Here is a 23,106-nt window from a genome sequence, read left to right on the forward strand (position 1 = left end):
AAGGAAGAGAGTACACCATGCATAACGATTATGAGTATGGACGGGCTTCAGGGTTGTTCGAGGCGTCCCTCGCCATCGCCCACGCCGTTTGCGACGCTACCGACCCTGCCTTGCAGGCCGCACTGCGTGAACTGCGCGACCAGATGAAGTCCACGGCAGAGAAGGTCAGGGAAGAGGCCCGGGAGACCGACAGCTTGCCCCGAAAGACCGTGGCTCCCTACCGCCGCAAGGTCGTGGTGTCATGAGCGACATCAGGCCGTTCGATTTTCACGGCCACCAGGTCCGTGTCCTCACGGGAGAAGACGGCGAGCCCCGGTGGGTCGCCAGCGACGTCGCCAAGATCCTCGGCTACCGCGACGCAGAGCGGATGACCCGGAACCTCCGGGATCGACACAGGGGTACCCAGAATGTGGGGACCCCCTCCGGAGACCAGACCATGTCGGTCATCACCGAAGCCGGCTTGTACGCCGCAGTCTTGAAGAGCCGTCGCCCGGACGCCGAGCAGTTCCAGGACTGGGTCACCGACGAGGTCCTGCCGTCGATCCGCCGCACCGGGTCGTACGGAGCCCCCGCCCTCACAGAGGAGGAGATGGTCCACCAGGCCCTGCAGATCACCTACCGCAAGGTGCAGGAACTGGAGGCGAAAGTCTCCGCCGACGAGCACAAGGTCGCCTACCACGATGACTTCGTGTGCACCGAGGACCTGCTCCGCTTCGCCACGGTCGCGTCGACCATCGGCATCACCGAGAAGTTCCTCCGTGAGCTGCTGATTGAGCACGGGTGGATCTACAAGGAGGAGGCCACTCGCCGGTCGTCGAAGACGGGGGAGAAGAAGACGGTCTACCGCTACAGCGAGTACGCGGACAAGAAGCCGTACTTCCAGCGCCAGGAGGTGCACGACGCCCCACGGTTCCGTGGCGAGGTGATGCACACCCTGAAGATCACCCCGGACGGTGCGATGGCGGTTGCCCGTGCGGTTAGGCGCTGGCTGTCGCACCTTGATCAGGGTTCCGTCGCGGTCGCCTGACCCCCCTGGTCGCCTGTGGGGGAAGCACGGGCGACCACCCCTTGCCTTCGCGAAGTGCCCCGCTGTCTCAGCAGCAGTGGGGAGGGTGCAGATCCCTCGTCGGCAGCAAGGCCCCTGTGGCCGTGATGTTTGAGAACTCGATAGTGAACGCGATCTTCAGCTGGAAAACCCCCGGGTGGCGAACCCGGCAGGTTCCCCGCATCGCACCCGCCTGACTTGTTCGGCGGAACGACCCCGACCGGGGTTGATGCGGAACGGCTGCAGACACCAAGCCCCTCTAGCCCAACTGGCAGAGGCGCCGACTTCAAAGGTCGGAGGTTCCTGGTTCGAGTCCAGGGAGGGGCACTGGGGCGGGGCGTGTGAGCGGGGTGGAATCTCCCCTGTAAGCGGCGCCCATGACCGGCTTTCCAGACCCTTTCGCTGAAGAAGGCGTCTGCTGCGCCCCGCCCTTTGACCATTGAGAAATTGAGAAGCCGCCCCGACGGTCCTGGCAGACCGGGGCGGCTCATGAGGCACCTAGGAGGATGCCATGACTACGAGGATACCGGTCGAGGACCGGGAGTACTACACCACCGAGGAGGTGGCGGAGCGGGTCGGGATCAGTCCGACGACGCTCCGGGAGGGAATCAAGGACCGAGACGACGCGGTGATGCTGCTGTGCCCACTGAAGGTGCGCAGCACGATCACGTGGTCGCAGGCAGCCGTTGACCGGTGGGTCGCGGGGGAGAGGAGCGCGGCATGAGACGGGATCTGACGGACACGGAGCAGTACTTGAAGTCGCTCACGGATCACCCTGCGGGTCGATACCTCGTCGGCCGGCACCGTTCGGAGCCGGAGCTGACGCCGCTGCAGATCATGCAGCAGCAGTCGTGGTTCCGCCGGCTCGAGGCTGTGCTCGGCGCGCTGGGCGTCATCGCCTGCATGCTCGTTGCGCTCCTGGTGCTGAGGGTTCTGTTCCTGGTGGTGATGAGCCTGTGGTGACAGAACAAGGACTGATGATCCGTGTCGGGCGTGACTACGTCGACGTCGCGAAGATGCGGGCAGCGGCTCAGGTCGCTCGCGGTAAGGAGCGTGTCCGGCTCGAATGGTCCGCGTTGCTGAGGATCGAGCTGGCCCGGCAGGAAGTGAAGCGCTCGGGGAGGGGTGATGTGTGGGCACGTACCGATGCGGCTGCGTGGCGGGGACAGATCCGGCTCACGCAGGGACTAGCCAAGGATGCAGTGGACAAGATCAAGGAGGAGACGAAATGAGCACGATGAAGGAACTGCTGGCGCAGCGCAACGCGCAGGCGCGCCGGGTGGTGCTGCAGGCTGCGGTGCTGAAGGAGCTGAAGGCCCGGCACGATGCTGACCGGGCGGAACTGCAGGCTGACATGGAGCGCGGGGAGAAGATCACCGCCCGCTCGGACGAGCAGTCGATCGGCACCGTCAGCTACAGCGACCCGAAGCCAAAGGCCAGGGTCACGGACCGAGCAGCGCTGCTCGGGCACGTCGCGAAGGACGCACCGGGGAGGATCGGCCTGAGGATCACGGACGTGCCGCGGGCACTGGCGCTGCTGGAAGCGGACTACCCGGAGTTGGTGGAGCCGGCGTTGTCGTCGCAGGACGAGGCGCAGTACCTCCGGGCCGCGGAGAAGGGCGAGGACATCCCCGGGGTGGAGGTGTCGACCGGGTCGCCGATCATGTCGGTGCGGCCCACGCAGGCTGGCAAGGATGCCGCCGCGGAGCTGGTCGAGGGCAACCGTGCGCTGACGGCGCCGGCGGAGCTGGAGGCCGGCGATGAGTGAGCGCAGCCGACAGATTCGACAGGTCATCGGCTTCTTCTGGCCCGATGACGAACTCGCCCACACCCCGGGCGGCTTCATGTCCCAACTGATACGCACGATCTGCAAGGCGGATCAGACGAACCAGAACCTGCTCTCGATCCCGTACCCCACCGTCGTGGCGGCGGTTCGTGACGCGCAGCAGAAACGGGAGGGTCGGATGATCCTCGCGTCGGTCGTCCGGCACGACGAGGAGGGGCCACTGTGACTGAACTGCGTACGAGGCGGCCCACCGGTCAGGTGTCGTGGCCGATCATCATCCTCGCCGGCGTCGAGGGCGGCGGCAAGACCTGGTCCGCGGTCGAGGCCACCAGCATGGACCTCATCGACCGCAGCTTCTTCCTCGAGGTCGGGGAACGCATGGGCGACGAGTACGCCGCCGTGCCGGGCTCGGACTACGAGATCGTGGAGCACGACGGGACATGGCAGCAGATCCTCGCGTCGGTCCGTGCCGCAGCAGCGGTCACCCCGGCAGAGGGCAAGGCGAATCTGATGATCGTCGACTCCGTGACCGAGGTGTGGACGCTACTGTCGGACATGGCGCAGCACCAGGCCAACATGCGGGCACAGCAGAAGGGCCGTGGTGGTGGCGGTGACGCGCAGATCACGATGGACCTGTGGAACGCGGCGAAGGACGCCCTCGGCGACTTTCTCGGCGCGCTGCGCAGCTTCCCTGGCCCGGTGATCCTCACCGCCCGCCTGGACCACGTCAGCGTCGTCGAGGGCGGCAAGCCGACCGGCGACACGACGTGGAAGATCCGGGCGGAGAAGAACCTGCCGTACCAGGCGACGGTCATCATGCAGGCCCGGCAGCCCCGGGACTGGCTGATGACGAAGATCGCGTCCACGAAGCTGCAGCTGCCGCCGGGTGGGGAGAAGAAGATCGGACCGAGCTTCACCGTCGAGGCCCTGCTCGAGCAGATGGGCGTCACCGCGGCAACGTCGGCGTCGACGTATGTCCGGCCGTCGCCGGATGGCACGCCGCAGCAGTCGCAGGCGGCCGCGCAGGCCCGTGCCCGGGAGGCCCAGGAGTTCCTGGAGCGCTGCCGGACCCTCACCGACCGGGACGCGCTGTTGCAGGAGCAGGGCGAGGCCCGCCGACTGGGGGTCTATGACCAGTGGGTCGAGATCGGCAAGCAGTTGGCGGCGGGCGTCCAGTCCGCGCCGGATGACGGTATCGAGACGGTGACCCCGGAGGTGGAGCCGGATGAGTGACGTGAACGATGAGGGGCTGCGCGAAGCCCGCAGATGGGCAGGAACCGTTGTCCTGGCCCCTGAGAACAAGGGCGTCCATGCCGCCGCCCGCTACATCCTCGACACGATCCCCGCCCCGCCGAAGAGCCTCGCCGAGCAGATGTTGGACATTGCGGGAGGCATCTCGTCTGACTTCGGTGCATACGCCGACGACCTGAATGCCCTCGCTGATCGGGTGGAAGCTGTCGAGAAGGAGCGCGACGACTTGCAGGACATAGTGGACGCCTCCGCAGCCGACCTACAGCAGCGTGACGACGAGATCGAACGACTCAACGCCGAGGTCGAACGGCTGCAAGAGCAGGAAGAAGCCCGAAAGGACGAGCTCCACAAGTACCGCGAGATCCGGAAGCACCAGCGCGACGAACTCGCCCGACTCAACGCCGAGGTGGAGGCCATTCGCAACGCCCTTCTGTACGACGGCGGGTCTCTGCCGCCGGGGATGACCGTCGCTGAGGGGGTGGAACACCTCGCCAGGACCTTCGACCGTCTCAACCCCGACCTACTCACCGCGGATCGGGCCCCCGTCACTGCATCGAGTGCCGCCCTTCCCGACCCCGCCGACGTACCGGAGGGGGAGCCGTGGCTGGTGGAGGCCGGTATCGACCCGGGCGTGGGGTTCCGATCCCCCGGTAGGCACCCGTGGGCCGTCGCGTTTAAAGAAAGCCGGGACGTGGCGGTGGTGAAGGACACCGACATCACCCTCATCTCTCGCTTGGTTCCGGAGGTGGTGACCGATGGAGACGCCACCGACTGAGCCGCTCAACCCGGTACAGGTCGAGCAGCGGATCATGGAACTGTCCAACATGATCGCCGCGGGTGTCCAGCAGGTCACGAACAAGCTCCGCGCCTACCGGCAGGCCGACGCTGCCTACGACAGGGCGAAAGCGCACGCGCAGCTCGCCGCTGACGGTAAGACCGTCGCAGACCGGGAGGCCGAGGTCGAACTCGCCACGATCGACGAGCGGGACGCAAAGGACTTCGCCGAGGTCGAGTACTCACACGTCAACCGGCGGGTGAAGGCCTTCGAGAAGGAGCTCGACGCGATCCGCAGCATCGGCGCGAACGTGCGTCAGATGTACTCCGTCGCGGGACGTGGGGAGGGGGCCTGATGGTGAAGCAGAGGATGCCCGCCGCGGTCGCCCGGGAGGTCCTGGAGCGAGCGGACGGCGCGTGCGAGGCGATGATCCGCGGAGTGTGCACCGGCGGGGCGCAGCACCTGCACCACCGGCTGATGCGGTCGCAGGGCGGCCCTCACACGGTCGCGAACCTCGCCGCCGTCTGCAGCACGTGCCACAGGTACGTGCATGACAACCCCAAGTTCGGCTACGAGTCCGGGCTGCTGATCCATTCGTGGCACCCGGTGACCTGGCCGCCCGCGTACTACCGCGGCGTCTACACCCCCAGAGAGGAGGAGGAATGAGTATCGCGGCGGTCGCCTGGGCAACCAGGAAGGCCCCCAAGGACATCACACCCGGCCAACGCCTCGTGCTGATCTACCTCGCCGAAGCCGCCGGCGGTGACGACTCCGACTGGATCGGAGCGTGGCCCAGTGCGCAGACCATCGCGGATGCCTACGGGATGTCCCGACGCACTGTTATGCGCCATCTACAGGCGCTCGAGGACCGGGGGATCATCCGCCGGGGCGATCAGCGGATGGTGGCGAGCTACCGACCAGACCGTCGTCCGATCGTCTGGGACATCGTTCCAACTCCGTCCGAGTGGTCGGGGTGTCAAAATGTCACCCCGCAGAATGACGAACGGGGTGACACCACGGTCCGAACGGGGTGTCATGGCGGTCCGAACGGGGTGACACCACGGTCCGAACGGGGTGACACGGGTGTCACACAAACCACCCAAGAACCACCCGATGAACCATCCGTTAAACCAACCCCCTCAAGTCCCCCGCCGGGGGACCGGTTCGACGAGTTCTGGTCGCTGGTTCCCCGGAAGGCCGGGATCGGCAAGGCGCGCACCGCGTACCGCAATGCGGTGAAGCGCGCCGGCGACGAGCAGACCGTCATCGACGGCATGCGCCGGTTCGCCAACGACCCGAACCTCCCGACCGAGAAGCGGTTCATCCCGCACCCGGCGACGTGGCTCAACGGCGACCGGTGGGAGGACGAACCGCTGCCACCCCGACTGTCGACCCTCCCCGCGGAGAGCCGTCGTGTCGCGGGTACCCGCCCCGAGGACTGGGATCGGCTGTTCGACCAGCCGGACCAGCCAGCGCAGGGCGACTACATCGACGCGGAAGTCGTCACGGACCCATGGGCGGAGATCGAAGCATGACACTCACACCGGAGAAGATCGAGGTCGCGAAGAACGTCCTCGCGATGGGTAAGGCAATCGCACCTGACCGGTTCCCCGCCTTGAGCGCGGAGTCCGCCCGGGCGTGGGCCCTGGTCCTCGGCGACATCGCCGTCCCCGCGGATGTGTGGGACGAAGCGGTGTCCTGGTGGGCACTGAACGGGGTCGGCGATCGCATGGCGACTCCCCGGGAGCTGAAGGATGCGGCGTACCACGTGGTGAAGAACGTGTGGGAGGTCGACCCGGAGAAGAAGGTCGAGCTGGAACGGTCGCGCCGGGAGATCATCCGGCAGAAGGCGGCGCGGGGGTTGTTGCCGTTGTCGGCGGTGCCGCCGGTGGGGGATGACCCGCAGCTGGCGATCGAGCCGCGGAGTGACAGCACGGCGAGTCATTGGCGGGAGGTTCGTGCGGGTATCGCGCAGCGTGCGCGGGACCGTCGAATCGCAGAGCGGGAGGCCGCCGGTCGTGGCGAGCTTTTCGAGGACATGAACAAGCAACCCGGGGAGATCCCGGAGAACGGAAGTTAGACATGGCACATTTCGCAGGAACAGTGACGCTGGGCAAGGATCCGGAGCTGAAGACCAGCCAGGACGGGCGGACGACGTTCGCGAAGTTCGGTGGCGCCTGGTCGGAGTCGAGCAAGGACAGGCAGGGATCGTGGGTGCAGGGCCCCACGGTATGGCTGCTGGTGACCGTGTTCGGCCGGCAGGCGCAGAACCTCGTGCAGTCGGCACACAAGGGCGACCGGGTCGCCGTGGTCGGCCGGCTGAAGCCTGAGGCGTGGCAGTCAGACCACGGCGAGCAGACGGTGTTGGCCCTCGTGGCTGACAGCGTGACCCCTGATCTGACGTTCGCGTCGGCGCAGGTGGTGAAGAACCCGAAGCAGGGTGGCGGTGGCTACGGCGGCGGCCAGCAGCAGGGCGGGGGAGACCCGTGGAACTCGGCGCCGGCGTCCAACGGCTTCGACGACGGCACCCCGCCTCCCTTCTGACCGTCGTATACCCCCAACCCCTACCAGTACCCACCAAACCCCGTTCAGACGCTCCACGGCGCTCCTGGGCGGGGTTTTGACCTACCTACAGCAAGGAGGACACCACACCATGACCACCTGCACCCGCCCACGATGCGACCGCACCGCCAGACACGGACACCCACTCTGCGAAACACACCTCTACGCAGCCGGCATCTACCAACCCCGCGTACCCATCGCCCCGATCCGAGCCCACCTCACCCGCTGCGTCGAGGAAGGAGCCACCCTCACCGGAATCGCCACCGGCACCGGTATTGGCACCGGCACCGTCATGCAGATCATGGGCCACTACGACCGCGACCAAGGCCACGTCTCACACCGCACCGCCCGCAGACTGATGCGAGCAACGGGGGACATGGCCGGACACGTCCCATCGTGGCCGTACACCCGCCGGGTCCGGGCCATGCGCGCTGGAGGGCACAGCAACCTGGATATCGCGACATCGACGGGACTGTCGGTCTGCTGCATCGCTGGCCTCGCCGCCGGCGAATACGACCGACTCCGCACCGACACCGCGGACACCATCCGGGCCAGCTTCGACCGCCTGTCCACCGAGACACGCACGAGCATCGACCAACGCACACTCGCCCACGGGTGGGGCCCGCCGATGCTGTGGGACGACATCGACGACCCGGACGAGTCACACCAGGCACCGACCGGCCGTGTGCACGTGTCCGGGCCGGTACTCGCCGCCATCGGCGTACTGGACACTGCCTACGGCCGCCCGGGCGCGGAGAAAGCCACAGGCGTGTCACAGTCCCTGCTGCGCCACTTCGTCGCGGGCAGTCGCCTGTACACCTCACCGGACACCGCGAGGGCGATCCTCCGCGCCGCTGGCCGCATCCAGCGTCAGGCGGTGGCAGCATGACCGCCCCCACCCTCACGCCCTGCAAGTACGGGCACGACGCCGCCGACCGGTACAAGCTGGCGGGCGGGCACCTGCGCTGCCGGGAGTGCGACCGCATCAGCCGGCTACCGTCCCGACGCCGGGCACGCATCCGGGCGGGGCAGGAGAAGGGGCGGGCCGAGTGGCTGCCCCGAGCCGCGTGCCAGACCGCGGACCCGGACGCTTTCGACATCGGCATGAACGTCAGCAGCGGCACCCCATCGGCCCGCCGCATCGACGGTGTGTGGGACCAGGGCGTCATCTGCGAGTCGTGCCCGGTGGTGCGGGAGTGCGCCGCCGACGCGATCACCATGGGCGACATCGGTGTGGTGCGTGGCGGGGTGCCGGTCGCCGCGCATTGTGATCTGGCGTGGCGCCGCCTGGAGAACGCCGCTCTGACCGCGATGTCCAGGTCGGAGAATCCGGTGGAGACGCGGCGTGTGTGGCGTGAAGCGTGGCACCGCACGGCCCGGAAACGCCGCGCCGCGAAAAAGGCGCCCTGATGTTCCGGATGCAGCGCCGCGCCCTGCTCACCCTCGCCGACACCGGCGCCTGCCAACTATGGCACGCCCAGGCTTTCGTCGACGACGGCTACGCCCTGCCCGCCTGCCACGACCGTGGCCCGCACACCTGCACTGGTGACACGTGCGACGGGTGGTGGCGGTGGTTGCTCACCGATCACGGGCGCCACATGGTGTGGCTGCTGCGGGCCATCGGTGACGAGCTGCGCCTGGACGAGGCACCACCCCTGACCCAACTCGAGATACCGGGAGTAGCCGCATGACGACCTGGACGATGCCCCTGTCCTACGACAAGCCCCCGTTGACGCTGAACCAGCGCGGTCACTGGGCGAAGACGGACCAGCACCGCAAGGCCCTACGCAACGAGGCGATGCTCCGTGCCCGTGCGCTCGACATTCCGGTCAGCCTGCCGCACATCGTCACCCGCCTGCACTACCTCCCACCGGACCGCCGGCGCCGTGACGAGGACAACCTCATCGCCACCGCGAAGCCCCTGTGGGACGGCCTGGTCGACGCCGGGATCGTCCCGGACGACACCAGCGACTACATGACCAAGCTCATGCCGAAGATTCACCCGCCCACCCCGGAGGGGCCGGCCCTCTGGCTCACCATCACGATCGGAGACCCACCATGACCCGCCACACTGTGTGCGATGTTGTCCCGTCCGGCCGGCCCGACCCCCGCGACCCGTACCGGGAAGGGGAGGTGCGCATGCCACACCCGAGGTGTGCGGCGTGCCGGGAGTGGGCCGAAACCCACGGCGCCGACTGGGACGCCGCCGCCGAGTTCTACGACCTGACCCTCGACCACGACGGCGAATGGGTCGACGCCGCATGACCCGGTTCCGACCCCACCCCATACGCCGACCACGCACGTGGTTTCACCGCGCCTTCGGCCGCGCCAGGGGTGTGAGGTCGAGGTCCCGGACCCGCACCGGCACCGTCGGCCAGGACACCCCGTCGTCCTCGACCGTGCCGTCGTACTGACCGCACTCCCAGACCCGCCGGCTACGCCGCCCCTCGCCGCCGGTGCGCATCGGGCGGCCCTACGCCCACGACCGTCTCGTCCGCCGACTCATCGGAGAACTCGAGGAGGTAGGTTCGCCACCCAAGTCACTAGAAGGTCACAATTAGGACACAAAACCAGAACAAGCGAGCGCAACGCCAGCCACAATCCATATACTCAGTTAGGCATCCATGCTTCCAACAAGAAAGGTCAACACCATGGGTCTCGACGACAAGATCAAGAACGCCGCAGAAGACGCCACCGGAAAGGCCAAGGAGGCCGCCGGCGACGCCACCAACAACGACCAGCTTAAGGGCGAAGGCAAGACCGACCAGGCCAAGGCCAGCGTCAAAGACGCCGCCGAGAACGCCAAGGACAAGATCTCCGAAGGCATCAACAAGATCACCGGAAACTAACCGACACTGGGGGCTACGATGGCGAAAACAGACAGCACCACCCCAGCCACGACACGGCAGCGATCGTCCGTCGGACTCGTTGCCACAACCGCGATCGTCGTCGTCGTGGCCATCGCCCTGATCATCCTCATCGGGCAAAATACCGACCAGGTCGACATCGGTTTCCTCGGATGGGAGTTCGCATTCCCCCTTTCCATCGGACTCGTTGTCGCCGCGGTCGGCGGAGCAGTATTCGCTTTCGCACTGTCCGGCCTCATCGCCCTACGACGCAGGAAGCGCTAACCCTCTCCAACCTCACCTCCCCAAGAAAGGGAATATCGTGGATTCGAACACCGTAATCCTCGCCGCAGAGTCGGCCCCGCCACTCGGCTTCATCGGCTGGATCATCGTCGGCGGTCTCGCCGGCTGGATCGGCTCGAAGATCATGGGCACCGACGCGTCCATGGGGATCATCCTCAACATCGTCGTCGGCGTTGTCGGCGGCTTCCTCGGCGGATGGCTTCTGACCCTGTTTGGCGTGGACGTCGCAGGAGGGGGCATAATCTTCAGCTTCATCACCTGCCTGATCGGTGCGGTGATCCTGCTGTGGATCGTCGGCCTTGTAACCAGACGAAAGTAGCTAGGCAAGGAGCATCACCTGCCCCAGTCAGAACCCCCGTGCCAGGTCAGTAGTTACAGCCTGAGACGGGGGTTTTCGCATGCAGCAAGAATTCCCTGACGACCGCGACAGACGACATCCTCACCACCCGAAACCCCGCCACCGTGCGGGGTTCTTCCATTTAGGAGCTCAGAATGACCGACGAAGAGCTGCACTGCATCCTCACCGACCTGACCACCCACCTCACCCAGATGCGCGACGACCGCCGCACCTCCGGACTCAACGCACCATCAGGATCCGGCAACGGAGGCAAAGCACCCACCGGCGGCCGCCCGAAACTCCCATGCAGCACGGACCTTCTCAACTGGGAGACCGAACTCCACTTCGAACTGTCCGAACCGGCAGAGGAACTCCACTCCGACTACCCCGGGCAGTGCTGGCCCACCCCACGCCAGGACCCCACCCGCGGCGACGACAGCGTCGCCTGGGCCCAATGGCTCAACCACCCACGCCACCGCCCCCTCATTCTGCAGAAGGACTGGGACCTCCCGCAGTGGCTTCAGGAGAAAGAGTCGGAGCTGCGGCACATGCTGCACCCCACCGACCCCGCACCCCTCGCGCAGAAGCCAGTGGGGGAGCGAGACCACTACGCCACCGCCGCCCGCACTGCCGCGCTCCTGCGACAGATGGGCTTCACCGTCGACCGCAAGCAGGTGTCCTACTGGGAAACGTCCGGGAGGCTTGCTGGCTACCTCGAGGACGGCGACACCGTCTACAGCCTCGTCGAGGCGCAGGCCGTCGCCGCCGAGTACCGCGACGGCAGAACTGTCTAGACGAATTCGCCGCCTCGCTGATATGATCGAAGCAGCGCTAGTAGCCCCGTCGATCGGTCCCGTGCGGACCGGTCGCCGGGGTTTACTCATGCGCGAGGGGAGTGTGGTGTTCCCCTGTGGTGTTGTGGGCACCGGGCGACGCGTCGAGCCAACTGCTCCGCCGCCCGGTGCAAGGCCCCCCCACGGCGTGGTCATGCCGCGGGGGCCGGCGCGCCCGGGGACTACTCCTGCACCGGGATGTCCGCCACCCCGACGACGTGGAAGTCCTGGTCCACGAGGCTCTTACTCTTCAGCGAGATGTGACCCGACTTCATGCACCGCATGATGTCCGCGAACGAAACGTCGTGACACTTGAACTCCACGACGTCCACATCCTCACCATCGACCAGCCCGCCCGGCTCGGCCCGGTGATCAGGAAGAGTCTCACGATCGACGGCATACACGTACACCGAGTCGTACCCGCCATCCTCATCTACACGCCGGCCATGCTCGGGGAACACGTTGATACCCACGATGTCCCACCGGTCGCGTTCCAGACCCAGTACCTCATGCAGGAACGGGGTCGTGTTCGTGATGTCCTTCTCCAACTGCACCGTGCCCTGCCAGTCATCGAAGTGCGACGGGTCCGGACGATCCATCGGGAACGGCTCCGTCACCCGGATCTGCTCACCCCACACATACTCAGTCACACGATCGTCATCACTCGTCATAGTGAGCTCCTCACAGTAGTGGTAACCCCGACTCGTTTCGCCGGGGAAGCCAGCGTATCCGCCCCCACGGACAAGGACGGTGAAACTCGACAGTGCATTCGAAAACGACCACCGAACGCGGATACGGATGGCGCCACCAACAAACCCGCCAGCGACTCCTCTCCGCCCACAAAGACGGCACCCCCTGCACCTGGTGCGGACAACCCATGCACCGCGACCCGAAGAACAACTTCGACCACGCCCCCCTCGAAGCCGACCACACCAACGCCCTCAAACACCACGGACCCAACGACGCCGACCGGCTCCTCCACCGACGCTGCAACCGCCAACGCCTCGACGGCCGCGACGACCGCCGCCCCAACGGGCCAGAGACCGGCCCCGACTCCGGACGGCCCCGGTTCGACTGGACTGGGATATGTTAGTGTGCCCTAACCCGCCCTCCTCGATAATCCCGAGAGGGTGGGACTCCTGACTCCACCACGGCTCGCCAGTCAGGAACATTTTTTACGCGGGCCCGAAAAGTTTCTCTGACCTGCACTGATGGAGGGAGGTCGTCTGGTGACGGATGATCTGGAGTCGCTGTTCGACCTGGAGACGTTCGAGGCCGGCGGTCGAGACCTGTTCGAGGGGCTGCAGGACGAGCGGGACCCGGTGGATGTCCGGTCGCTGGTGGTGGAGCTGTGCCGGGTGAAGGACCGCTTGGACCGGCTGCACAGGATGGCGTCGCGTGACGATCGGGAGTGGGGTCGGGTCGTCCCGACGGACATGGACGGGGAGTATGTCATGAAGATCGACGGGGTGCTTCGGGAGCTGCGGCAGACGGAGATCGTGTATAAGCAGCTCATGGCTGAGATCACTCGGAGGAGGTCGGAGTATGACGACGATGACTCTGACGAGTCGGGAGGACTCGACGACCTCTGAGGACTTCCCGGGCCTGACTGGGAAGCAGACGCCGCTGATCCTGCGGGAAGCCCCGGGGGACCACGAGCATGGGCGGAAGAACATCGAGCTGTCTCGGCGTGCGGGCGTGAAGCCGATGCCGTGGCAGGTGTCGGAGATCAATGCGATCAACGCGACCGGGAACGATGGTCGATGGGTGCACTCCGATGCGGTGCTGATCTGCCCCCGGCAGAACGGCAAGTCACTGGTCGTGGCGTTGGTCGTGCTGTATCGGGTCTACATCCTCCATCAGAAGGTGTTGTTCACCGCCCAGCAGTGGACCACCGCGAAGGAGCTGTGGGATCAGACGTGGAAGATCATCCGCTCCCGCCGGTTCCTTTCCAAGGAGCTGGAGTCGAAGTCGTGCTCCCAGGGGCGCGGGACGTTCAAGCTCAAGGGTGGGGGAGAGGTCGTGTTCACGACCCGGTCTCCGGACGCTGGTCGCGGCCTGACGAAGGTCGACCTGATGGTATTCGACGAGGCGTATAACCTCACGGATCCGGAGATCGCGGCGTTGGCGTTCCTGTCGCAGGCGGCGGATGACCCGCAGGTGTTCTACATGTCGTCGTCGGTGCACCGGGAGTTTCGGCAGCACCAGAACGGTCAGGTGCTGTCGGCGATGCGTGCTCAGGCGATCGACGCGTGGGACGAATCGGACCCGGTGTACCTCTCGGAGTATGCAGCCCCGGATTCGATGGACCCGGAGGCTGAGGAGACGTGGCAGACGGCGAACCCGTCCTATGGTGTGATCGCTACTGAGGCGAAGATGAAGCGCATCATGCGCCGCATGACGACCGAGGCCGGCCGGATCAACTTCGGGGTGGAGGCCCTCGGCTGGGGGCTGTGGTTCGAGGATGGTTCTGGTGGCGATGACTTCGCGCCGGTGCTCTCTGCAGAGGAGATCGCCGGCATGACGGTCGATGCGGTCGACGTGCACAAGCTGGCCGGTATCAAGGTGGTCATCGACGCGTCGCCGGATCGGTCGAAGTGCGCGGTCGCTCTCGCCGGTCGCCGCGGCAAGGATGTCTACGGGCATGTCGGCTACCTCGGTCCGCTGGCGACGGAGGACGTCGTCGCGGTGGTGATGGACATCTGCGAGCACGTCGACCCGGACGAGATTCTGGTCGACGACAGGAACCCCGCGTGGTCGGTTGCGGAGGCTCTCGACCGCGATGGCGTCGAGGTGACGAAGCTGACGTACGCGAATATCAAGCACGCTACGAGCGCGTTCCTGCAGGGCAGGACGGATGGCCTGTGGCACTTCACGGATCCTCACGGTCTTGTGGCGCAGGCGTTCGATCACGCGCAGCTGAAGGAGAAGGACGGGCAGGTCCGGTGGACCGCCGGCGACGGAACGATTTGTCAGCTCACGGCCGTCGACTACGCGATGTGGTCGGCGGCAGGTGCGGAGCCGATCCGGCCTGCCGGTCGCCGCTCGTCGGCCGCGGCCCGTGGGATCAAGTCCAGGCAGGGTGCGCTGGCGATGAGTTTCTAGCAGGAGGGAGGTGGACATGCCCAGGGAGATGGGATATGCCCGCCCGGTGTCCACTGGGGCGGCGTCGGTGGCCCGCCAGTCGTCGGAGGACAACTGGGACCTTCGGTGGCCGCAGTCGATCCGTACGTACACCAAGATGAGCCGTGAGGACTCGCAGGTGAAGTCGGTGCTGAAGGCTGTGATCCAGCCGATCAGCCGCACACCGTGGCGGCTCGCGCCGAACGGGGCCGACGAGGAGGTCACGCGCATCATCGCCGAGGATCTGAACCTGGTGGTGCAGGGTGAGGCTCTGGACGACCCGATCATTCGTACGCCGCGGCGTGCGTCGTGGAACCAGCACCTCCGCAGGGCTCTGAAGTGGCAGCTCGTGTACGGGCACGCGTTCTTCGAGCTCGTCTTCGACGACGCGTCGGCGACGGAGGATGGGCTGACCCACCTGAGGAAGATCGCGCCGCGTCATCCTGACACGATCAGCAAGATCAACGTGGCATCCGACGGTGGCCTGGAGAGTATCGAGCAGCGCTCGGTGGGGAAGCTGACGTCAGTGACGATCCCGGTGGACCGGCTGCTCGCGTACCGCCTGGACGATGACGCTGATGACTGGGTCGGCGAGTCCATGCTCCGGGCCGCGTACAAGCACTGGCGGCTCAAGGATCAGTTCCTCCGACTCGAGGCTACGGTCTTGGACCGCAATGGCATGGGAGTTCCTGTGTCGAAGTCTGGATTCGAGCCGACGGATGAGGACATGCAGCGTCTGGAGGACATCGTCACTGGACTCCGGTCGGGCGATTACGCCGGCGCTGTGGTGAAGAACGACGAGCTCCTCGAGATCAAGGGGGTGTCGGGGCAGCTGGTGTCGCCGCGTGAGGCGATCAGCTACCACGACTCGCAGATCGCCCGTACGGCACTCGCGCACGCCCTGAACCTCGATGGTAAGGGCGGCAGCTACGCCCTTGCCGAGGTGCAGATGGATCTGTTCTTCCAGTCGCTCAACGAGATCGCTGGGCAGGTGGCGGAGACGGCGAATCAGCACCTCGTCCGGGACATGGTGTTCGCTCTGACGGGTGATTCGTCTGGCCCGTTCCCCCGCATCGTGTTTGACACGATCGAGGCGAAGAAATCCCTGTCGCCGCAGGACATGGCGGCTCTGCACAATGCGTATCTGCTGAGTGACGGGCCGAAGACGGAAGCGCACATTCGCAGGTCGTATGACCTGCCCGCGGAGGATCGCCCCGATTTCACGGGCTCCCCCGACCCCGAGGAGGACACATGAAAACGTGGTACAAGCTCGCCAGAGCCACCGCAGGCGGTGCTGAGCTTCTTATCTTCGACGAGATCGGCCTGTGGGGTGTGGACGCCCGCATGCTCACCCAGGATCTCCTCGACGTCGGCACCGATGATCTCACCGTCCGGATCAACAGCCCGGGCGGTGATGTCTTCGAGGGCATCGCCATCATGAACGCGCTGCGGGCCCACCGCGGCCACGTCACCGCGGTGGTGGAGGGGCTGGCCGCGTCGGCCGCGTCCGTCATCGCCGTCGGCGGTGCAAACCGGGTGGTGATGCGGCCGCAGGCCGAGCTGATGATCCACGACGCCTGGGGCTTGGCTATGGGCAACGCTGCCGAGATGGACTCCATGCGTGACCAGCTGGACCGCACCAGCGACAGTCTCGCCGCCGTATACGCCGACAAGGGCGGCGGCACCGCTGAGGAATGGCGTCAGGCGATGCGCGACGAGACCTGGATGTCCGCCGAGGAGGCGGTATCCGCCGGGCTCGCTGATGCTGTCGAGGATGCCCGCGAGGATGACGTCCCCGAGGTCGTCGCAGCCCACTCCGGCCGCGTCTTCGCCCTCGCCAAGAAGTTCAATCACAGCCGCCGGGCCGAGGCATCTCGCCCGGCGATCATCAATCCGGCCACCGCGGCCGGGAAGGAGACCGACATGCCTCTGATGAAGGAAGTCGCCACCCGCCTCGGCCTCGCCGCCGAGGACGTGGACGAGACCACCGTGCTCGCCGCCCTGGACGAGGTCCTCGCCGAGCAGGGGGAGATCCCCGCCGCGGGAGAGTCCACCAGGCCGGCAGAGGACATCGCCGGCGACGAGGAGGAGGATCCCACCCCGGACGGCGAGTCCGACGAGGCAGGGGAGACCCCCGCCGACGACGAGCCGGGGGAGGACGACGAGGAGTCCGACGACGACGATACGGTCGTCCATCTCGACAAGGCCGTCTACGAGGACCTGCTGTCCCGCGCCGCCGCCGGTGACGCTGCCGTCGAGCAGGACAAGGCCGCCCGCGCCGCCGCCCTCATCGAGGACGACGGCATCAAAGCCGGCCGACTGCTCGGCTGGCAGCGGCAGGCCTGGGTCGACCGTGCCACCGAGGACTACGACAAGACCAAGGCCGCGCTGATGAAGCTGTCGCCTGGGTCGGTCAACGTCTCGGAGACCGGCCGCGGCGGATCCGATGAGGACCGCGAGACCAACGAGAAGGCGGCGATGAAGGCCGCTGCGAACAAGGCCCGCTTCGCCATGAAGCCGACCGTCTGACAATCAGAAGGAGACAGCATGTCTAACCCCACATTCTCTACCGGCGACCTGACCCGTAAGGCGGGCGCCCGCATCAGCAAGTTCCACCTCGTCAAGGAGGACGGCGACAACACCGTCATCTACAACGACGCTGGCACCTTCCCGTTCGGTGTCATCACCGAGTCAGCTGCCCCGGATGAGGGCCGAGAGGAGGACTACCTCGCCCACGGCCTGCCCGAGCTGATCCGCGTCGGCACTTCCCAGCGGGTCGTGAACATCGACACGAACGGCACCATCGCCGCCGGTGCCGACGTGTACGCCGCGGCCGACGGCAAGGTGTCTGCCTCCGGTTCAGTCAAGGTCGGCATCGCTGACCGAGCGACCGCCGGCACGCTGACCCGCGTGCACCTGTTCCATCCGTCCGCACTCGTCGGGGCTTCCGGCGGGGCTGAGGGAAACTGACCCATCCCGGGGAGGATCGCTTCCCGGGAGACGACACATACCCCGCTGAATAGGCGGGCACCGCGCATACGCACCCCCAGTCCTGGGCCTACAGGGCGTGGGGGTTTTCTCATGCCCCAAGCCTTTCCTGAGGAGGAATAATGGCCCAGCACATCACGTCGGCGTTCGGCAACGACACGCTGACCGTCGACCAGATGGTGAAAGACCCGACCTTCATCCAGGAGCGCGTCATCGAGAACCTCGACGGCGCGTTCCTCGAGGCGGCACTGTTCCGCAACGGTGGCACCAACGACGGCGTCGTCGCCGTCCGCGAGGCCGCCGCACCGTTCCTCAACGATGACGCTGAGGACGTCGCAGAGTTCGCCGAGATCCCGGTCTCCGACATCAACCGCGGCAAGCTGCGGTCGATCATCGGCCACAAGACCGCCCTCGCGATCCGCATCTCCTGGGAGATGCAGCGCTTCAACCGGATCGACATGCTGTCCCAGCAGATCACCGCAGCGCAGAACACGATGGTGAAGAACGGCGTCGAGGCCACCCTCAACGCCTTCCGCTCCGCGGACACCCCCGAGCTCGCCGTCGGATCCGACTGGGAGTCCAACGACGCCAACCCGATGCTCGACATCCGGCAGGCCAAGCGGATGATCTCCACCGCCAAAGCCCCGGACCGCGACGACGTGCTGATGGGCTACAAGCCCAACATCCTCGTCGCCAACGACGCGACCATCGACCTTGCCCTGTGGCACGAGTCGGTGCAGAAGTTCTACCGCGGCAACATCGCCTCGGAGAACCCCGTCTACACCGGCATCACCCCACAGACCATCGGCGGCCTGCAGGTCGTGACCTCCCAGTACATCCCCGAGGGGGAGGCGTACATCATGGAGTCCGGCACCGTCGGCTTCACCTCGGATGCGCAGCCCCTCACCGTCACCCCGGTGTACTCCCCGGGCGGGGAGAACGGATTCGGTGGGCCGACCCAGTCCTGGCGGTCTGACCTGTTCCGCCACCGCGTCATCGCCGTGGACAACCCCCGGGCCGTCGTGAAGCTGACCGGGATCGAGGCCTGATCGACATGGCCCTGGTCCTGAAGCATCACTGGCACCCGACCGTGGACGGCCGGGTTGTCCGACATGCTCCGGGGGACCGGCTGCCGGCAGACCACCCGAAGCGGGGATGGATGCTGTCTCACGGCATCGCCGTGGATGAGGACGACGTCCCCGCCGTGGAGACCCCGGAGCCGGAGCCCGCGCCTGCGGAGCCTGAACCATCGGACGACGCGGCGGAGGAGAAGGCCAAGCGGCCGAGCAAGGTCGCGAAGCTCGAGGCGTGGCAGGACTACGCCCGGTCTCGCGGCGTCGACCCGAAGGGCATGAAGAAGGAAGAGCTCATCGCCCGCTTCATCTGAGAGGGGTGAGCGTCCATGCCGACTGTAGGCATCGACTACTTCGAAGCCCGTTTCCCCCGTCGGCTCAACCGAGCGGAGAAGACCCGTGCCGAGGTTCTGCTCGGGGATGCTGCCGAGGTGATCGAAGCGTCGTTCCTCGCCGTGGGCGAGGACCTCGCAGCCGCTCTCCAGCGGCGGGAGTTCCTCATCACCTACCGGCGGGTCATCGTCGAGATGGTGGGCGCGGCAATCACCGTCGGAGGGGACGCGAAACGCCGATCGCGCAGCGTGTCTGCTGGCGCGGTGAGTGAGTCGTACACCTGGGCCGATGATGTGTCGACCGCGTGGGTCGGAGTGGAGTTGACCGACGAGCAACGCCGAGACCTCGGCCTGCCGGTCGGCGGCAGATCCCGCGGCCGGTTCCCCCGCGCACCGCGGTGGCCGGAACGGAGGATGTAGATGTGGGACACCCCGCTACGGGTCGTGAAGCCCGCGGTCGTCGCCGACGACTACAGCCCAGGCCGGCCCACCCTTGACCCCGACAACGGCGCCACCGTCCTCGACGAGGAGCACTTCGTTGAGTGCCAGCCGGTCGAACTGGTGGAGGAGGACGCCGGGGGCACACGGGTACACACTCGAACCTCCTGGCGGATCATCACAAGACCTGGCGAGCACATCGAGGGCCTGGAAGCGACGGACGGTGTCCTCGTCGACGGCATCGACGGAGTGCTCGAGGTCGTCGGCGAGGTGGGCGAGTTCGTCCACCCGACTCACGGTCACGACGAGCTGACCGTCACGAGATGGAGGGGATGACATGGGAAACGTACAGCTCGACGCTGACGAAATCTTCACCCTCGCGAACACGGACCCACGGGTCCGCGCCGCGGTGAAGAAGAGGGGCGCCCAGATCGCGTCCCGGACCCGTAAAGAGCTGTCGCGGGCTGGTATCGACGCCCCGGTGTCGATCCGTGAGCGGACGCTCGCCACCGGACGCGCCACGGTGGACGTGGTCGCGGCAGCCCCTGACGGCACAGAGCGCAGGGTCAACAAGATCCTGCGGCGCGCTGGACGTGAGGGGAGGGGGAGAGGATGAGCGCCGCCGACGTGCTGAAACAGACGATCGACGTCGCTGCCGAAGCCTTCCCCGGCATGTGGGTCGCGGACCACCTGCCGCCCCTGACCGAGATGGACGACAACCTGCCGTGCATCGTCATCGACGTGCTTCCCGGGCAGACGCGACAGACCGCGTGGAACGGAGATGAATTCCCCGTCCTCCTGGACGAGGTCGCTCTCGACGTCGAGGTATTCGCCCGGTCCCGTGGTCAGGCCTTCCCGGTGGCGCAGAAGCTCCGGCAGGTCCTGTACCAGCTGCCGCACATCGCCACCACTGACGTGGCGACAGTCGACTGTCCCGAGCTCGTCACTCGCGAGGACCTGAACCCCAGGGTGAAGGTCCTCGGCGCCGAGGCCGAGCTGACGAAACGCTAGACCACCAATCCGAAACTGACCCCCGTGGGATCGTCCTGCGGGGGTTTCACGATCCATGAGGAGGATCAACATGGCTGAGCAGGAAATGCTCCAGGGAACCAACCGCGATGCTGTGCGCGTCGCGCTCACCGGTGCGGTGCGTACCGCCCCGATCGGAACGCCGATCGTCGGCACTGACGAGAAGTACGACTCCACCGTCCACAAGCAGGAGGGCTACCTGTCCTCCGACGGCGTCGAGGTCAGCTTCGACGAGAACCGTCAGGACTTCATCCCGTGGCAGGAGGCCTCCGCGGTCCGCACGGACATCATCGAGGCCACCACCGGCATCCAGTACACGATGTGGGAGACCGGCCCGGGCAAGCTCGCCGAGTACCTCGGCGTGCCGCAGTCCGAGATCCAGGACATGGAGCACGGCGGCGTCGGCTTCTTCACCGGCGGCCTGCCCGAGTTCGATTCGGTGCAGACCATCGTCGACATGTTCGACAAGGGCAAGCACCAGCGCACCACGTTCCTGAACACCCAGATCGCGGAGCGTGGCGGCATCACCATGAACAAGGAGGGCGTCTACGGCCTCCAGATCACCCGCAACGTCTACCCGGCCGGCAACGAGTACGCCGACACCGAGCCCGACGCAGTGGGCAATACCGCCTGGTGGGAGTTCAACAAGAACTGGAAGGACGCCAGCGAGATCTCCACCGGCACCGACGGCACCACCCCGGTGACCATCGGCTCCGGCGCGGTCCCGGACGCCACCGAGGGCGAGGCCTACAGCCACCGCTTCACCGTGTCCGGCGGCACCGCCCCCTACGGCTGGTCCGTCTCCGCCGGGTCACTGCCCGACGGCCTGACCCTCGCCGACAACGGCCAGGTGTCCGGCGCCCCGACCGAGGCCGGCGACTTCGAGTTCACCGTCCGCGTCGACGACCGCAACGGCCTGTACGCCTCCCGCGCCGTCGAGCTGACCGTGGAGGCCGGTGACGGCCAGGGGGAATGACATGGCCGGGGGAGCAGTCCTACCCCGGCCCTGACCTGTACCCGACCGACCCGAGTGAGGAGGCCTGATGGCTGACTACGAGAAGATCAACTGGCGCAACGGGGAAGAGGGCGGCACGCCCACCTCCGCGGCCAACTTCAACCACATGGACGACGGCATCGCGACGGCGGCACAGGCTGCTGCCGACGCTCAGTCGGCCGCGGCGGCTGCCCAGTCCGCTGCGTCCCGGGCACTGACCCCGGACTCCACGCTGGACATGACGAAAATCGGCGAGACCACGGGCTACTCCCGTGACCTGATGCGCGTCGAATCTGCCGCAGCCGCACGGACGCACCTCGGCGCGGGTACGTCGTCCCTGACGATCGGCACGACCGGGAACACGGCCGCCGCCGGCAACCACAAGCACAGCTACAACGACCTGGAGGACCGACCGACCATCCCCGATGTGTCCGGCCTGGTGTCCCAGGAGGACTTCGACGCGCTCGCGGCACGAGTCGCAGCACTCGAAGCCGCCGCCGAGCCCGGCGAGTAGCACGCTGCACCACGGGTGTGGGGTGCGGGGAACCCTGTCAGGTCCTCGCCCCGCACCCCTCACTTTTCGCCTGCGTAAGCGGACCTGACACACCAACTTTCTAGGAGGACCTGACATGTCCAATCTCAACCTGACCGAACTGCTCGCACAGCGCGCCGAAGCCACCGGCGCCCAGGAGGGCCGCGTCCCCTTCGACTTCGAGGCCACCGCCGGACCGAAGAAGGGCGAGAACCTCACCTTCACCGTCCGCGACCAGATGACCTTCACCGACGAGGACTGGGACGACCTCAACGACATCCGCGACGACGACGGCACCCTCGAGGACGTCGCCGTCTTCTGGATGGGCGAGGACGAGTGGGACCGCTTCGTCGAAGCGGGCGGCACCCCCGCGATGATCGCCTTCATCATCCAGGAGAAGGCGAAGCGGGAGCAGGAGGCTGACAGCTCCGGACGCCCTACACGGCGCAATCGCTCGCAGCGTCGCACGGCGGCGCGGAAGCGCTAGAGGCCGCCCTCGAGCGCTGCTACCACCGTGACGTCATGGCCGAGTACTGGCGCGGGGAGATCACCCTGCGAAAGCTGCGGGTGCTGACCGAGGGTCTGCCCCAGGTTGGGCCGCACACCCGCCACCAGACCAACGGCATCGAGTACTCCTACTCGGACTCGATGCTGTGGATCCTGATCTGGGCCGTGTGGGTCAACACCGTCAGCGCCCGGCAGGTCGCCGGTGACAAGAAGGCGAAGATGCCTGCCGACAAGATGCCGACGTACCCGTGGACCAAGCCGGAGAAATCCGGGGGTCAGGGGCTGTCCGGCGATCTCGGCGACTACGACCAGGGCGAAGTCCTGGACTGGCTCGACAATCTGTAGGAGGTCC

The 23,106-nt window shown here is 66.6% G+C and carries 41 protein-coding genes and 1 tRNA gene; 40 read left to right on the forward strand and 2 right to left on the reverse strand.

The window, feature by feature from the left end; all coding sequences use genetic code 11:
- The first annotated feature begins 17 nt into the window (after positions 1–17).
- The 20 genes from Q0A34_RS03315 to Q0A34_RS03410 all read left to right on the forward strand — a co-directional run bounded on the left by Q0A34_RS03315 (position 18) and on the right by Q0A34_RS03410 (position 9,684).
- Positions 18–245, forward strand: coding sequence for a hypothetical protein (locus Q0A34_RS03315; RefSeq protein ID WP_291478447.1), 228 nt, complete (start codon positions 18–20; stop codon positions 243–245).
- Positions 242–1,027, forward strand: a complete 786-nt coding sequence (locus tag Q0A34_RS03320; RefSeq protein WP_291478449.1) for a BRO family protein — start codon at positions 242–244, stop codon at positions 1,025–1,027. Before Q0A34_RS03315 ends, Q0A34_RS03320 begins: the two co-directional genes overlap by 4 nt.
- A gap of 271 nt (positions 1,028–1,298) precedes the next feature.
- Positions 1,299–1,372, forward strand: a tRNA-Leu gene (locus Q0A34_RS03325).
- Positions 1,373–1,556: 184 nt separating this feature from the next.
- Complete coding sequence (locus Q0A34_RS03330) at positions 1,557–1,769, forward strand: helix-turn-helix domain-containing protein (RefSeq protein WP_291478451.1); 213 nt, start codon at positions 1,557–1,559, stop codon at positions 1,767–1,769.
- Positions 1,766–2,008: a hypothetical protein gene (locus Q0A34_RS03335; protein WP_291478454.1), complete on the forward strand. Its 243-nt coding sequence runs from the start codon at positions 1,766–1,768 to the stop codon at positions 2,006–2,008. Before Q0A34_RS03330 ends, Q0A34_RS03335 begins: the two co-directional genes overlap by 4 nt.
- A gap of 14 nt (positions 2,009–2,022) precedes the next feature.
- On the forward strand, positions 2,023–2,277 hold the full coding sequence (locus Q0A34_RS03340; protein ID WP_291478455.1) for a hypothetical protein: 255 nt from the start codon (positions 2,023–2,025) through the stop codon (positions 2,275–2,277).
- Positions 2,274–2,813, forward strand: a complete 540-nt coding sequence (locus Q0A34_RS03345) for a hypothetical protein (RefSeq protein ID WP_291478456.1) — start codon at positions 2,274–2,276, stop codon at positions 2,811–2,813. Before Q0A34_RS03340 ends, Q0A34_RS03345 begins: the two co-directional genes overlap by 4 nt.
- A complete protein-coding gene (locus Q0A34_RS03350) occupies positions 2,806–3,057 on the forward strand; it encodes a hypothetical protein (RefSeq protein ID WP_291478457.1) in 252 nt (83 codons plus the stop codon). Before Q0A34_RS03345 ends, Q0A34_RS03350 begins: the two co-directional genes overlap by 8 nt.
- Positions 3,054–4,064: an AAA family ATPase gene (locus Q0A34_RS03355; protein ID WP_291478458.1), complete on the forward strand. Its 1,011-nt coding sequence runs from the start codon at positions 3,054–3,056 to the stop codon at positions 4,062–4,064. Before Q0A34_RS03350 ends, Q0A34_RS03355 begins: the two co-directional genes overlap by 4 nt.
- Positions 4,057–4,857, forward strand: a complete 801-nt coding sequence (locus tag Q0A34_RS03360) for a hypothetical protein (RefSeq protein WP_291478459.1) — start codon at positions 4,057–4,059, stop codon at positions 4,855–4,857. Before Q0A34_RS03355 ends, Q0A34_RS03360 begins: the two co-directional genes overlap by 8 nt.
- Positions 4,838–5,212 (forward strand): hypothetical protein, encoded by a 375-nt coding sequence (locus Q0A34_RS03365; RefSeq protein ID WP_291478460.1) that lies wholly within the window; start codon positions 4,838–4,840, stop codon positions 5,210–5,212. Before Q0A34_RS03360 ends, Q0A34_RS03365 begins: the two co-directional genes overlap by 20 nt.
- Complete coding sequence (locus Q0A34_RS03370) at positions 5,212–5,523, forward strand: HNH endonuclease signature motif containing protein (protein WP_291478461.1); 312 nt, start codon at positions 5,212–5,214, stop codon at positions 5,521–5,523. Before Q0A34_RS03365 ends, Q0A34_RS03370 begins: the two co-directional genes overlap by 1 nt.
- A complete protein-coding gene (locus Q0A34_RS03375; RefSeq protein WP_291478462.1) occupies positions 5,520–6,392 on the forward strand; it encodes a helix-turn-helix domain-containing protein in 873 nt (290 codons plus the stop codon). The genes Q0A34_RS03370 and Q0A34_RS03375 overlap by 4 nt, the downstream gene beginning before the upstream one ends.
- The gene (locus Q0A34_RS03380) at positions 6,389–6,937 is read left to right on the forward strand and encodes a hypothetical protein (RefSeq protein WP_291478463.1); all 549 of its coding nucleotides are present in this window, start codon (positions 6,389–6,391) and stop codon (positions 6,935–6,937) included. Before Q0A34_RS03375 ends, Q0A34_RS03380 begins: the two co-directional genes overlap by 4 nt.
- Positions 6,938–6,939: 2 nt before the next feature.
- Positions 6,940–7,401 carry a single-stranded DNA-binding protein gene (locus Q0A34_RS03385; protein WP_291478464.1) on the forward strand — a complete coding sequence of 154 codons (462 nt, stop codon included), beginning with the start codon at positions 6,940–6,942 and terminating at the stop codon, positions 7,399–7,401.
- A gap of 109 nt (positions 7,402–7,510) precedes the next feature.
- Positions 7,511–8,308, forward strand: a complete 798-nt coding sequence (locus Q0A34_RS03390) for a hypothetical protein (RefSeq protein WP_291478465.1) — start codon at positions 7,511–7,513, stop codon at positions 8,306–8,308.
- Positions 8,305–8,829, forward strand: coding sequence for a WhiB family transcriptional regulator (locus tag Q0A34_RS03395; RefSeq protein ID WP_291478466.1), 525 nt, complete (start codon positions 8,305–8,307; stop codon positions 8,827–8,829). The genes Q0A34_RS03390 and Q0A34_RS03395 overlap by 4 nt, the downstream gene beginning before the upstream one ends.
- On the forward strand, positions 8,829–9,110 hold the full coding sequence (locus Q0A34_RS03400; protein ID WP_291478467.1) for a hypothetical protein: 282 nt from the start codon (positions 8,829–8,831) through the stop codon (positions 9,108–9,110). Before Q0A34_RS03395 ends, Q0A34_RS03400 begins: the two co-directional genes overlap by 1 nt.
- Positions 9,107–9,481: a hypothetical protein gene (locus tag Q0A34_RS03405; protein WP_291478468.1), complete on the forward strand. Its 375-nt coding sequence runs from the start codon at positions 9,107–9,109 to the stop codon at positions 9,479–9,481. The genes Q0A34_RS03400 and Q0A34_RS03405 overlap by 4 nt, the downstream gene beginning before the upstream one ends.
- On the forward strand, positions 9,478–9,684 hold the full coding sequence (locus tag Q0A34_RS03410; protein WP_291478469.1) for a hypothetical protein: 207 nt from the start codon (positions 9,478–9,480) through the stop codon (positions 9,682–9,684). Before Q0A34_RS03405 ends, Q0A34_RS03410 begins: the two co-directional genes overlap by 4 nt.
- A gap of 43 nt (positions 9,685–9,727) precedes the next feature.
- Here Q0A34_RS03410 and Q0A34_RS03415 read toward each other — a convergent pair whose 3' ends face one another.
- Positions 9,728–9,883 carry a hypothetical protein gene (locus Q0A34_RS03415; RefSeq protein WP_291478470.1) on the reverse strand — a complete coding sequence of 52 codons (156 nt, stop codon included), beginning with the start codon at positions 9,881–9,883 and terminating at the stop codon, positions 9,728–9,730.
- 187 nt (positions 9,884–10,070) lie between these two features.
- On the opposite strand from Q0A34_RS03415, the gene Q0A34_RS03420 reads away from it, so the two are divergent.
- The 4 genes from Q0A34_RS03420 (at position 10,071) to Q0A34_RS03435 (ending at position 11,699) form a co-directional block, all read left to right on the forward strand.
- Entirely contained in the window at positions 10,071–10,268 is a 198-nt protein-coding gene (locus Q0A34_RS03420) for a CsbD family protein (RefSeq protein WP_291478519.1), read from the forward strand.
- Positions 10,269–10,286: 18 nt separating this feature from the next.
- The gene (locus Q0A34_RS03425) at positions 10,287–10,550 is read left to right on the forward strand and encodes a LapA family protein (RefSeq protein WP_291478471.1); all 264 of its coding nucleotides are present in this window, start codon (positions 10,287–10,289) and stop codon (positions 10,548–10,550) included.
- Positions 10,551–10,587: 37 nt separating this feature from the next.
- Entirely contained in the window at positions 10,588–10,887 is a 300-nt protein-coding gene (locus Q0A34_RS03430) for a GlsB/YeaQ/YmgE family stress response membrane protein (RefSeq protein WP_244804984.1), read from the forward strand.
- A gap of 173 nt (positions 10,888–11,060) precedes the next feature.
- Positions 11,061–11,699: a hypothetical protein gene (locus tag Q0A34_RS03435; RefSeq protein WP_291478472.1), complete on the forward strand. Its 639-nt coding sequence runs from the start codon at positions 11,061–11,063 to the stop codon at positions 11,697–11,699.
- 221 nt (positions 11,700–11,920) lie between these two features.
- Here the strand turns inward: Q0A34_RS03435 and Q0A34_RS03440 are convergent, their stop codons facing one another.
- Complete coding sequence (locus Q0A34_RS03440; RefSeq protein ID WP_291478474.1) at positions 11,921–12,409, reverse strand: hypothetical protein; 489 nt, start codon at positions 12,407–12,409, stop codon at positions 11,921–11,923.
- Positions 12,410–12,615: 206 nt separating this feature from the next.
- On the opposite strand from Q0A34_RS03440, the gene Q0A34_RS03445 reads away from it, so the two are divergent.
- The 16 genes from Q0A34_RS03445 to Q0A34_RS03520 all read left to right on the forward strand — a co-directional run bounded on the left by Q0A34_RS03445 (position 12,616) and on the right by Q0A34_RS03520 (position 23,099).
- Positions 12,616–12,831 carry a hypothetical protein gene (locus Q0A34_RS03445; RefSeq protein ID WP_291478476.1) on the forward strand — a complete coding sequence of 72 codons (216 nt, stop codon included), beginning with the start codon at positions 12,616–12,618 and terminating at the stop codon, positions 12,829–12,831.
- Between the two features lie 136 nt (positions 12,832–12,967).
- Complete coding sequence (locus tag Q0A34_RS03450) at positions 12,968–13,330, forward strand: hypothetical protein (RefSeq protein WP_291478478.1); 363 nt, start codon at positions 12,968–12,970, stop codon at positions 13,328–13,330.
- Positions 13,331–13,436: 106 nt separating this feature from the next.
- Positions 13,437–14,843 (forward strand): hypothetical protein, encoded by a 1,407-nt coding sequence (locus Q0A34_RS03455; RefSeq protein ID WP_291478479.1) that lies wholly within the window; start codon positions 13,437–13,439, stop codon positions 14,841–14,843.
- Between the two features lie 16 nt (positions 14,844–14,859).
- Positions 14,860–16,116: a hypothetical protein gene (locus Q0A34_RS03460; protein ID WP_291478481.1), complete on the forward strand. Its 1,257-nt coding sequence runs from the start codon at positions 14,860–14,862 to the stop codon at positions 16,114–16,116.
- Complete coding sequence (locus Q0A34_RS03465) at positions 16,113–17,390, forward strand: head maturation protease, ClpP-related (RefSeq protein WP_291478482.1); 1,278 nt, start codon at positions 16,113–16,115, stop codon at positions 17,388–17,390. The genes Q0A34_RS03460 and Q0A34_RS03465 overlap by 4 nt, the downstream gene beginning before the upstream one ends.
- A gap of 18 nt (positions 17,391–17,408) precedes the next feature.
- Positions 17,409–17,831, forward strand: a complete 423-nt coding sequence (locus Q0A34_RS03470) for a hypothetical protein (protein WP_291478484.1) — start codon at positions 17,409–17,411, stop codon at positions 17,829–17,831.
- Positions 17,832–17,971: 140 nt separating this feature from the next.
- Positions 17,972–18,898, forward strand: a complete 927-nt coding sequence (locus Q0A34_RS03475) for a hypothetical protein (protein WP_291478485.1) — start codon at positions 17,972–17,974, stop codon at positions 18,896–18,898.
- A gap of 110 nt (positions 18,899–19,008) precedes the next feature.
- A complete protein-coding gene (locus tag Q0A34_RS03480; protein WP_291478487.1) occupies positions 19,009–19,236 on the forward strand; it encodes a hypothetical protein in 228 nt (75 codons plus the stop codon).
- 15 nt (positions 19,237–19,251) lie between these two features.
- Positions 19,252–19,674 carry a Gp19/Gp15/Gp42 family protein gene (locus Q0A34_RS03485; protein ID WP_291478488.1) on the forward strand — a complete coding sequence of 141 codons (423 nt, stop codon included), beginning with the start codon at positions 19,252–19,254 and terminating at the stop codon, positions 19,672–19,674.
- Positions 19,675–20,028, forward strand: a complete 354-nt coding sequence (locus Q0A34_RS03490) for a hypothetical protein (protein ID WP_291478489.1) — start codon at positions 19,675–19,677, stop codon at positions 20,026–20,028.
- A 1-nt stretch (position 20,029) separates the two neighbouring features.
- Positions 20,030–20,308 carry a hypothetical protein gene (locus Q0A34_RS03495; protein WP_291478491.1) on the forward strand — a complete coding sequence of 93 codons (279 nt, stop codon included), beginning with the start codon at positions 20,030–20,032 and terminating at the stop codon, positions 20,306–20,308.
- A complete protein-coding gene (locus Q0A34_RS03500) occupies positions 20,305–20,703 on the forward strand; it encodes a hypothetical protein (RefSeq protein WP_291478493.1) in 399 nt (132 codons plus the stop codon). Before Q0A34_RS03495 ends, Q0A34_RS03500 begins: the two co-directional genes overlap by 4 nt.
- A gap of 70 nt (positions 20,704–20,773) precedes the next feature.
- A complete protein-coding gene (locus Q0A34_RS03505) occupies positions 20,774–21,697 on the forward strand; it encodes an Ig domain-containing protein (RefSeq protein WP_291478495.1) in 924 nt (307 codons plus the stop codon).
- Between the two features lie 67 nt (positions 21,698–21,764).
- The gene (locus tag Q0A34_RS03510) at positions 21,765–22,229 is read left to right on the forward strand and encodes a hypothetical protein (protein ID WP_291478497.1); all 465 of its coding nucleotides are present in this window, start codon (positions 21,765–21,767) and stop codon (positions 22,227–22,229) included.
- Positions 22,230–22,344: 115 nt separating this feature from the next.
- Positions 22,345–22,734 carry a hypothetical protein gene (locus Q0A34_RS03515; protein ID WP_291478498.1) on the forward strand — a complete coding sequence of 130 codons (390 nt, stop codon included), beginning with the start codon at positions 22,345–22,347 and terminating at the stop codon, positions 22,732–22,734.
- Between the two features lie 35 nt (positions 22,735–22,769).
- Complete coding sequence (locus Q0A34_RS03520) at positions 22,770–23,099, forward strand: hypothetical protein (protein ID WP_291478499.1); 330 nt, start codon at positions 22,770–22,772, stop codon at positions 23,097–23,099.
- Positions 23,100–23,106 lie beyond the last annotated feature (7 nt).

It is taken from the genome of Corynebacterium sp. (assembly GCF_022712195.1).
In the GTDB taxonomy this organism is placed as follows: Bacteria; Actinomycetota; Actinomycetes; order Mycobacteriales; family Mycobacteriaceae; genus Corynebacterium.

Excerpts from the sequence above, each read along its gene's own strand:
- Q0A34_RS03315 (WP_291478447.1), top strand. The coding sequence starts at position 18 with ATGCATAACGATTATGAGTATGGACGGGCTTCAGGGTTGTTCGAGGCG.
- Q0A34_RS03320 (WP_291478449.1), top strand. The coding sequence starts at position 242 with ATGAGCGACATCAGGCCGTTCGATTTTCACGGCCACCAGGTCCGTGTC.
- Q0A34_RS03330 (WP_291478451.1), top strand. The coding sequence starts at position 1,557 with ATGACTACGAGGATACCGGTCGAGGACCGGGAGTACTACACCACCGAG.
- Q0A34_RS03335 (WP_291478454.1), top strand. The coding sequence starts at position 1,766 with ATGAGACGGGATCTGACGGACACGGAGCAGTACTTGAAGTCGCTCACG.
- Q0A34_RS03340 (WP_291478455.1), top strand. The coding sequence starts at position 2,023 with ATGATCCGTGTCGGGCGTGACTACGTCGACGTCGCGAAGATGCGGGCA.
- Q0A34_RS03345 (WP_291478456.1), top strand. The coding sequence starts at position 2,274 with ATGAGCACGATGAAGGAACTGCTGGCGCAGCGCAACGCGCAGGCGCGC.
- Q0A34_RS03350 (WP_291478457.1), top strand. The coding sequence starts at position 2,806 with ATGAGTGAGCGCAGCCGACAGATTCGACAGGTCATCGGCTTCTTCTGG.
- Q0A34_RS03360 (WP_291478459.1), top strand. The coding sequence starts at position 4,057 with ATGAGTGACGTGAACGATGAGGGGCTGCGCGAAGCCCGCAGATGGGCA.
- Q0A34_RS03365 (WP_291478460.1), top strand. The coding sequence starts at position 4,838 with ATGGAGACGCCACCGACTGAGCCGCTCAACCCGGTACAGGTCGAGCAG.
- Q0A34_RS03370 (WP_291478461.1), top strand. The coding sequence starts at position 5,212 with ATGGTGAAGCAGAGGATGCCCGCCGCGGTCGCCCGGGAGGTCCTGGAG.
- Q0A34_RS03375 (WP_291478462.1), top strand. The coding sequence starts at position 5,520 with ATGAGTATCGCGGCGGTCGCCTGGGCAACCAGGAAGGCCCCCAAGGAC.
- Q0A34_RS03380 (WP_291478463.1), top strand. The coding sequence starts at position 6,389 with ATGACACTCACACCGGAGAAGATCGAGGTCGCGAAGAACGTCCTCGCG.
- Q0A34_RS03385 (WP_291478464.1), top strand. The coding sequence starts at position 6,940 with ATGGCACATTTCGCAGGAACAGTGACGCTGGGCAAGGATCCGGAGCTG.
- Q0A34_RS03390 (WP_291478465.1), top strand. The coding sequence starts at position 7,511 with ATGACCACCTGCACCCGCCCACGATGCGACCGCACCGCCAGACACGGA.
- Q0A34_RS03395 (WP_291478466.1), top strand. The coding sequence starts at position 8,305 with ATGACCGCCCCCACCCTCACGCCCTGCAAGTACGGGCACGACGCCGCC.
- Q0A34_RS03400 (WP_291478467.1), top strand. The coding sequence starts at position 8,829 with ATGTTCCGGATGCAGCGCCGCGCCCTGCTCACCCTCGCCGACACCGGC.
- Q0A34_RS03405 (WP_291478468.1), top strand. The coding sequence starts at position 9,107 with ATGACGACCTGGACGATGCCCCTGTCCTACGACAAGCCCCCGTTGACG.
- Q0A34_RS03410 (WP_291478469.1), top strand. The coding sequence starts at position 9,478 with ATGACCCGCCACACTGTGTGCGATGTTGTCCCGTCCGGCCGGCCCGAC.
- Q0A34_RS03415 (WP_291478470.1), bottom strand. The coding sequence starts at position 9,883 with ATGCGCACCGGCGGCGAGGGGCGGCGTAGCCGGCGGGTCTGGGAGTGC.
- Q0A34_RS03420 (WP_291478519.1), top strand. The coding sequence starts at position 10,071 with ATGGGTCTCGACGACAAGATCAAGAACGCCGCAGAAGACGCCACCGGA.
- Q0A34_RS03425 (WP_291478471.1), top strand. The coding sequence starts at position 10,287 with ATGGCGAAAACAGACAGCACCACCCCAGCCACGACACGGCAGCGATCG.
- Q0A34_RS03435 (WP_291478472.1), top strand. The coding sequence starts at position 11,061 with ATGACCGACGAAGAGCTGCACTGCATCCTCACCGACCTGACCACCCAC.
- Q0A34_RS03440 (WP_291478474.1), bottom strand. The coding sequence starts at position 12,409 with ATGACGAGTGATGACGATCGTGTGACTGAGTATGTGTGGGGTGAGCAG.
- Q0A34_RS03445 (WP_291478476.1), top strand. The coding sequence starts at position 12,616 with ATGCACCGCGACCCGAAGAACAACTTCGACCACGCCCCCCTCGAAGCC.
- Q0A34_RS03460 (WP_291478481.1), top strand. The coding sequence starts at position 14,860 with ATGCCCAGGGAGATGGGATATGCCCGCCCGGTGTCCACTGGGGCGGCG.
- Q0A34_RS03465 (WP_291478482.1), top strand. The coding sequence starts at position 16,113 with ATGAAAACGTGGTACAAGCTCGCCAGAGCCACCGCAGGCGGTGCTGAG.
- Q0A34_RS03470 (WP_291478484.1), top strand. The coding sequence starts at position 17,409 with ATGTCTAACCCCACATTCTCTACCGGCGACCTGACCCGTAAGGCGGGC.
- Q0A34_RS03475 (WP_291478485.1), top strand. The coding sequence starts at position 17,972 with ATGGCCCAGCACATCACGTCGGCGTTCGGCAACGACACGCTGACCGTC.
- Q0A34_RS03480 (WP_291478487.1), top strand. The coding sequence starts at position 19,009 with ATGCTGTCTCACGGCATCGCCGTGGATGAGGACGACGTCCCCGCCGTG.
- Q0A34_RS03485 (WP_291478488.1), top strand. The coding sequence starts at position 19,252 with ATGCCGACTGTAGGCATCGACTACTTCGAAGCCCGTTTCCCCCGTCGG.
- Q0A34_RS03490 (WP_291478489.1), top strand. The coding sequence starts at position 19,675 with ATGTGGGACACCCCGCTACGGGTCGTGAAGCCCGCGGTCGTCGCCGAC.
- Q0A34_RS03495 (WP_291478491.1), top strand. The coding sequence starts at position 20,030 with ATGGGAAACGTACAGCTCGACGCTGACGAAATCTTCACCCTCGCGAAC.
- Q0A34_RS03500 (WP_291478493.1), top strand. The coding sequence starts at position 20,305 with ATGAGCGCCGCCGACGTGCTGAAACAGACGATCGACGTCGCTGCCGAA.
- Q0A34_RS03505 (WP_291478495.1), top strand. The coding sequence starts at position 20,774 with ATGGCTGAGCAGGAAATGCTCCAGGGAACCAACCGCGATGCTGTGCGC.
- Q0A34_RS03510 (WP_291478497.1), top strand. The coding sequence starts at position 21,765 with ATGGCTGACTACGAGAAGATCAACTGGCGCAACGGGGAAGAGGGCGGC.
- Q0A34_RS03515 (WP_291478498.1), top strand. The coding sequence starts at position 22,345 with ATGTCCAATCTCAACCTGACCGAACTGCTCGCACAGCGCGCCGAAGCC.
- Q0A34_RS03520 (WP_291478499.1), top strand. The coding sequence starts at position 22,770 with ATGGCCGAGTACTGGCGCGGGGAGATCACCCTGCGAAAGCTGCGGGTG.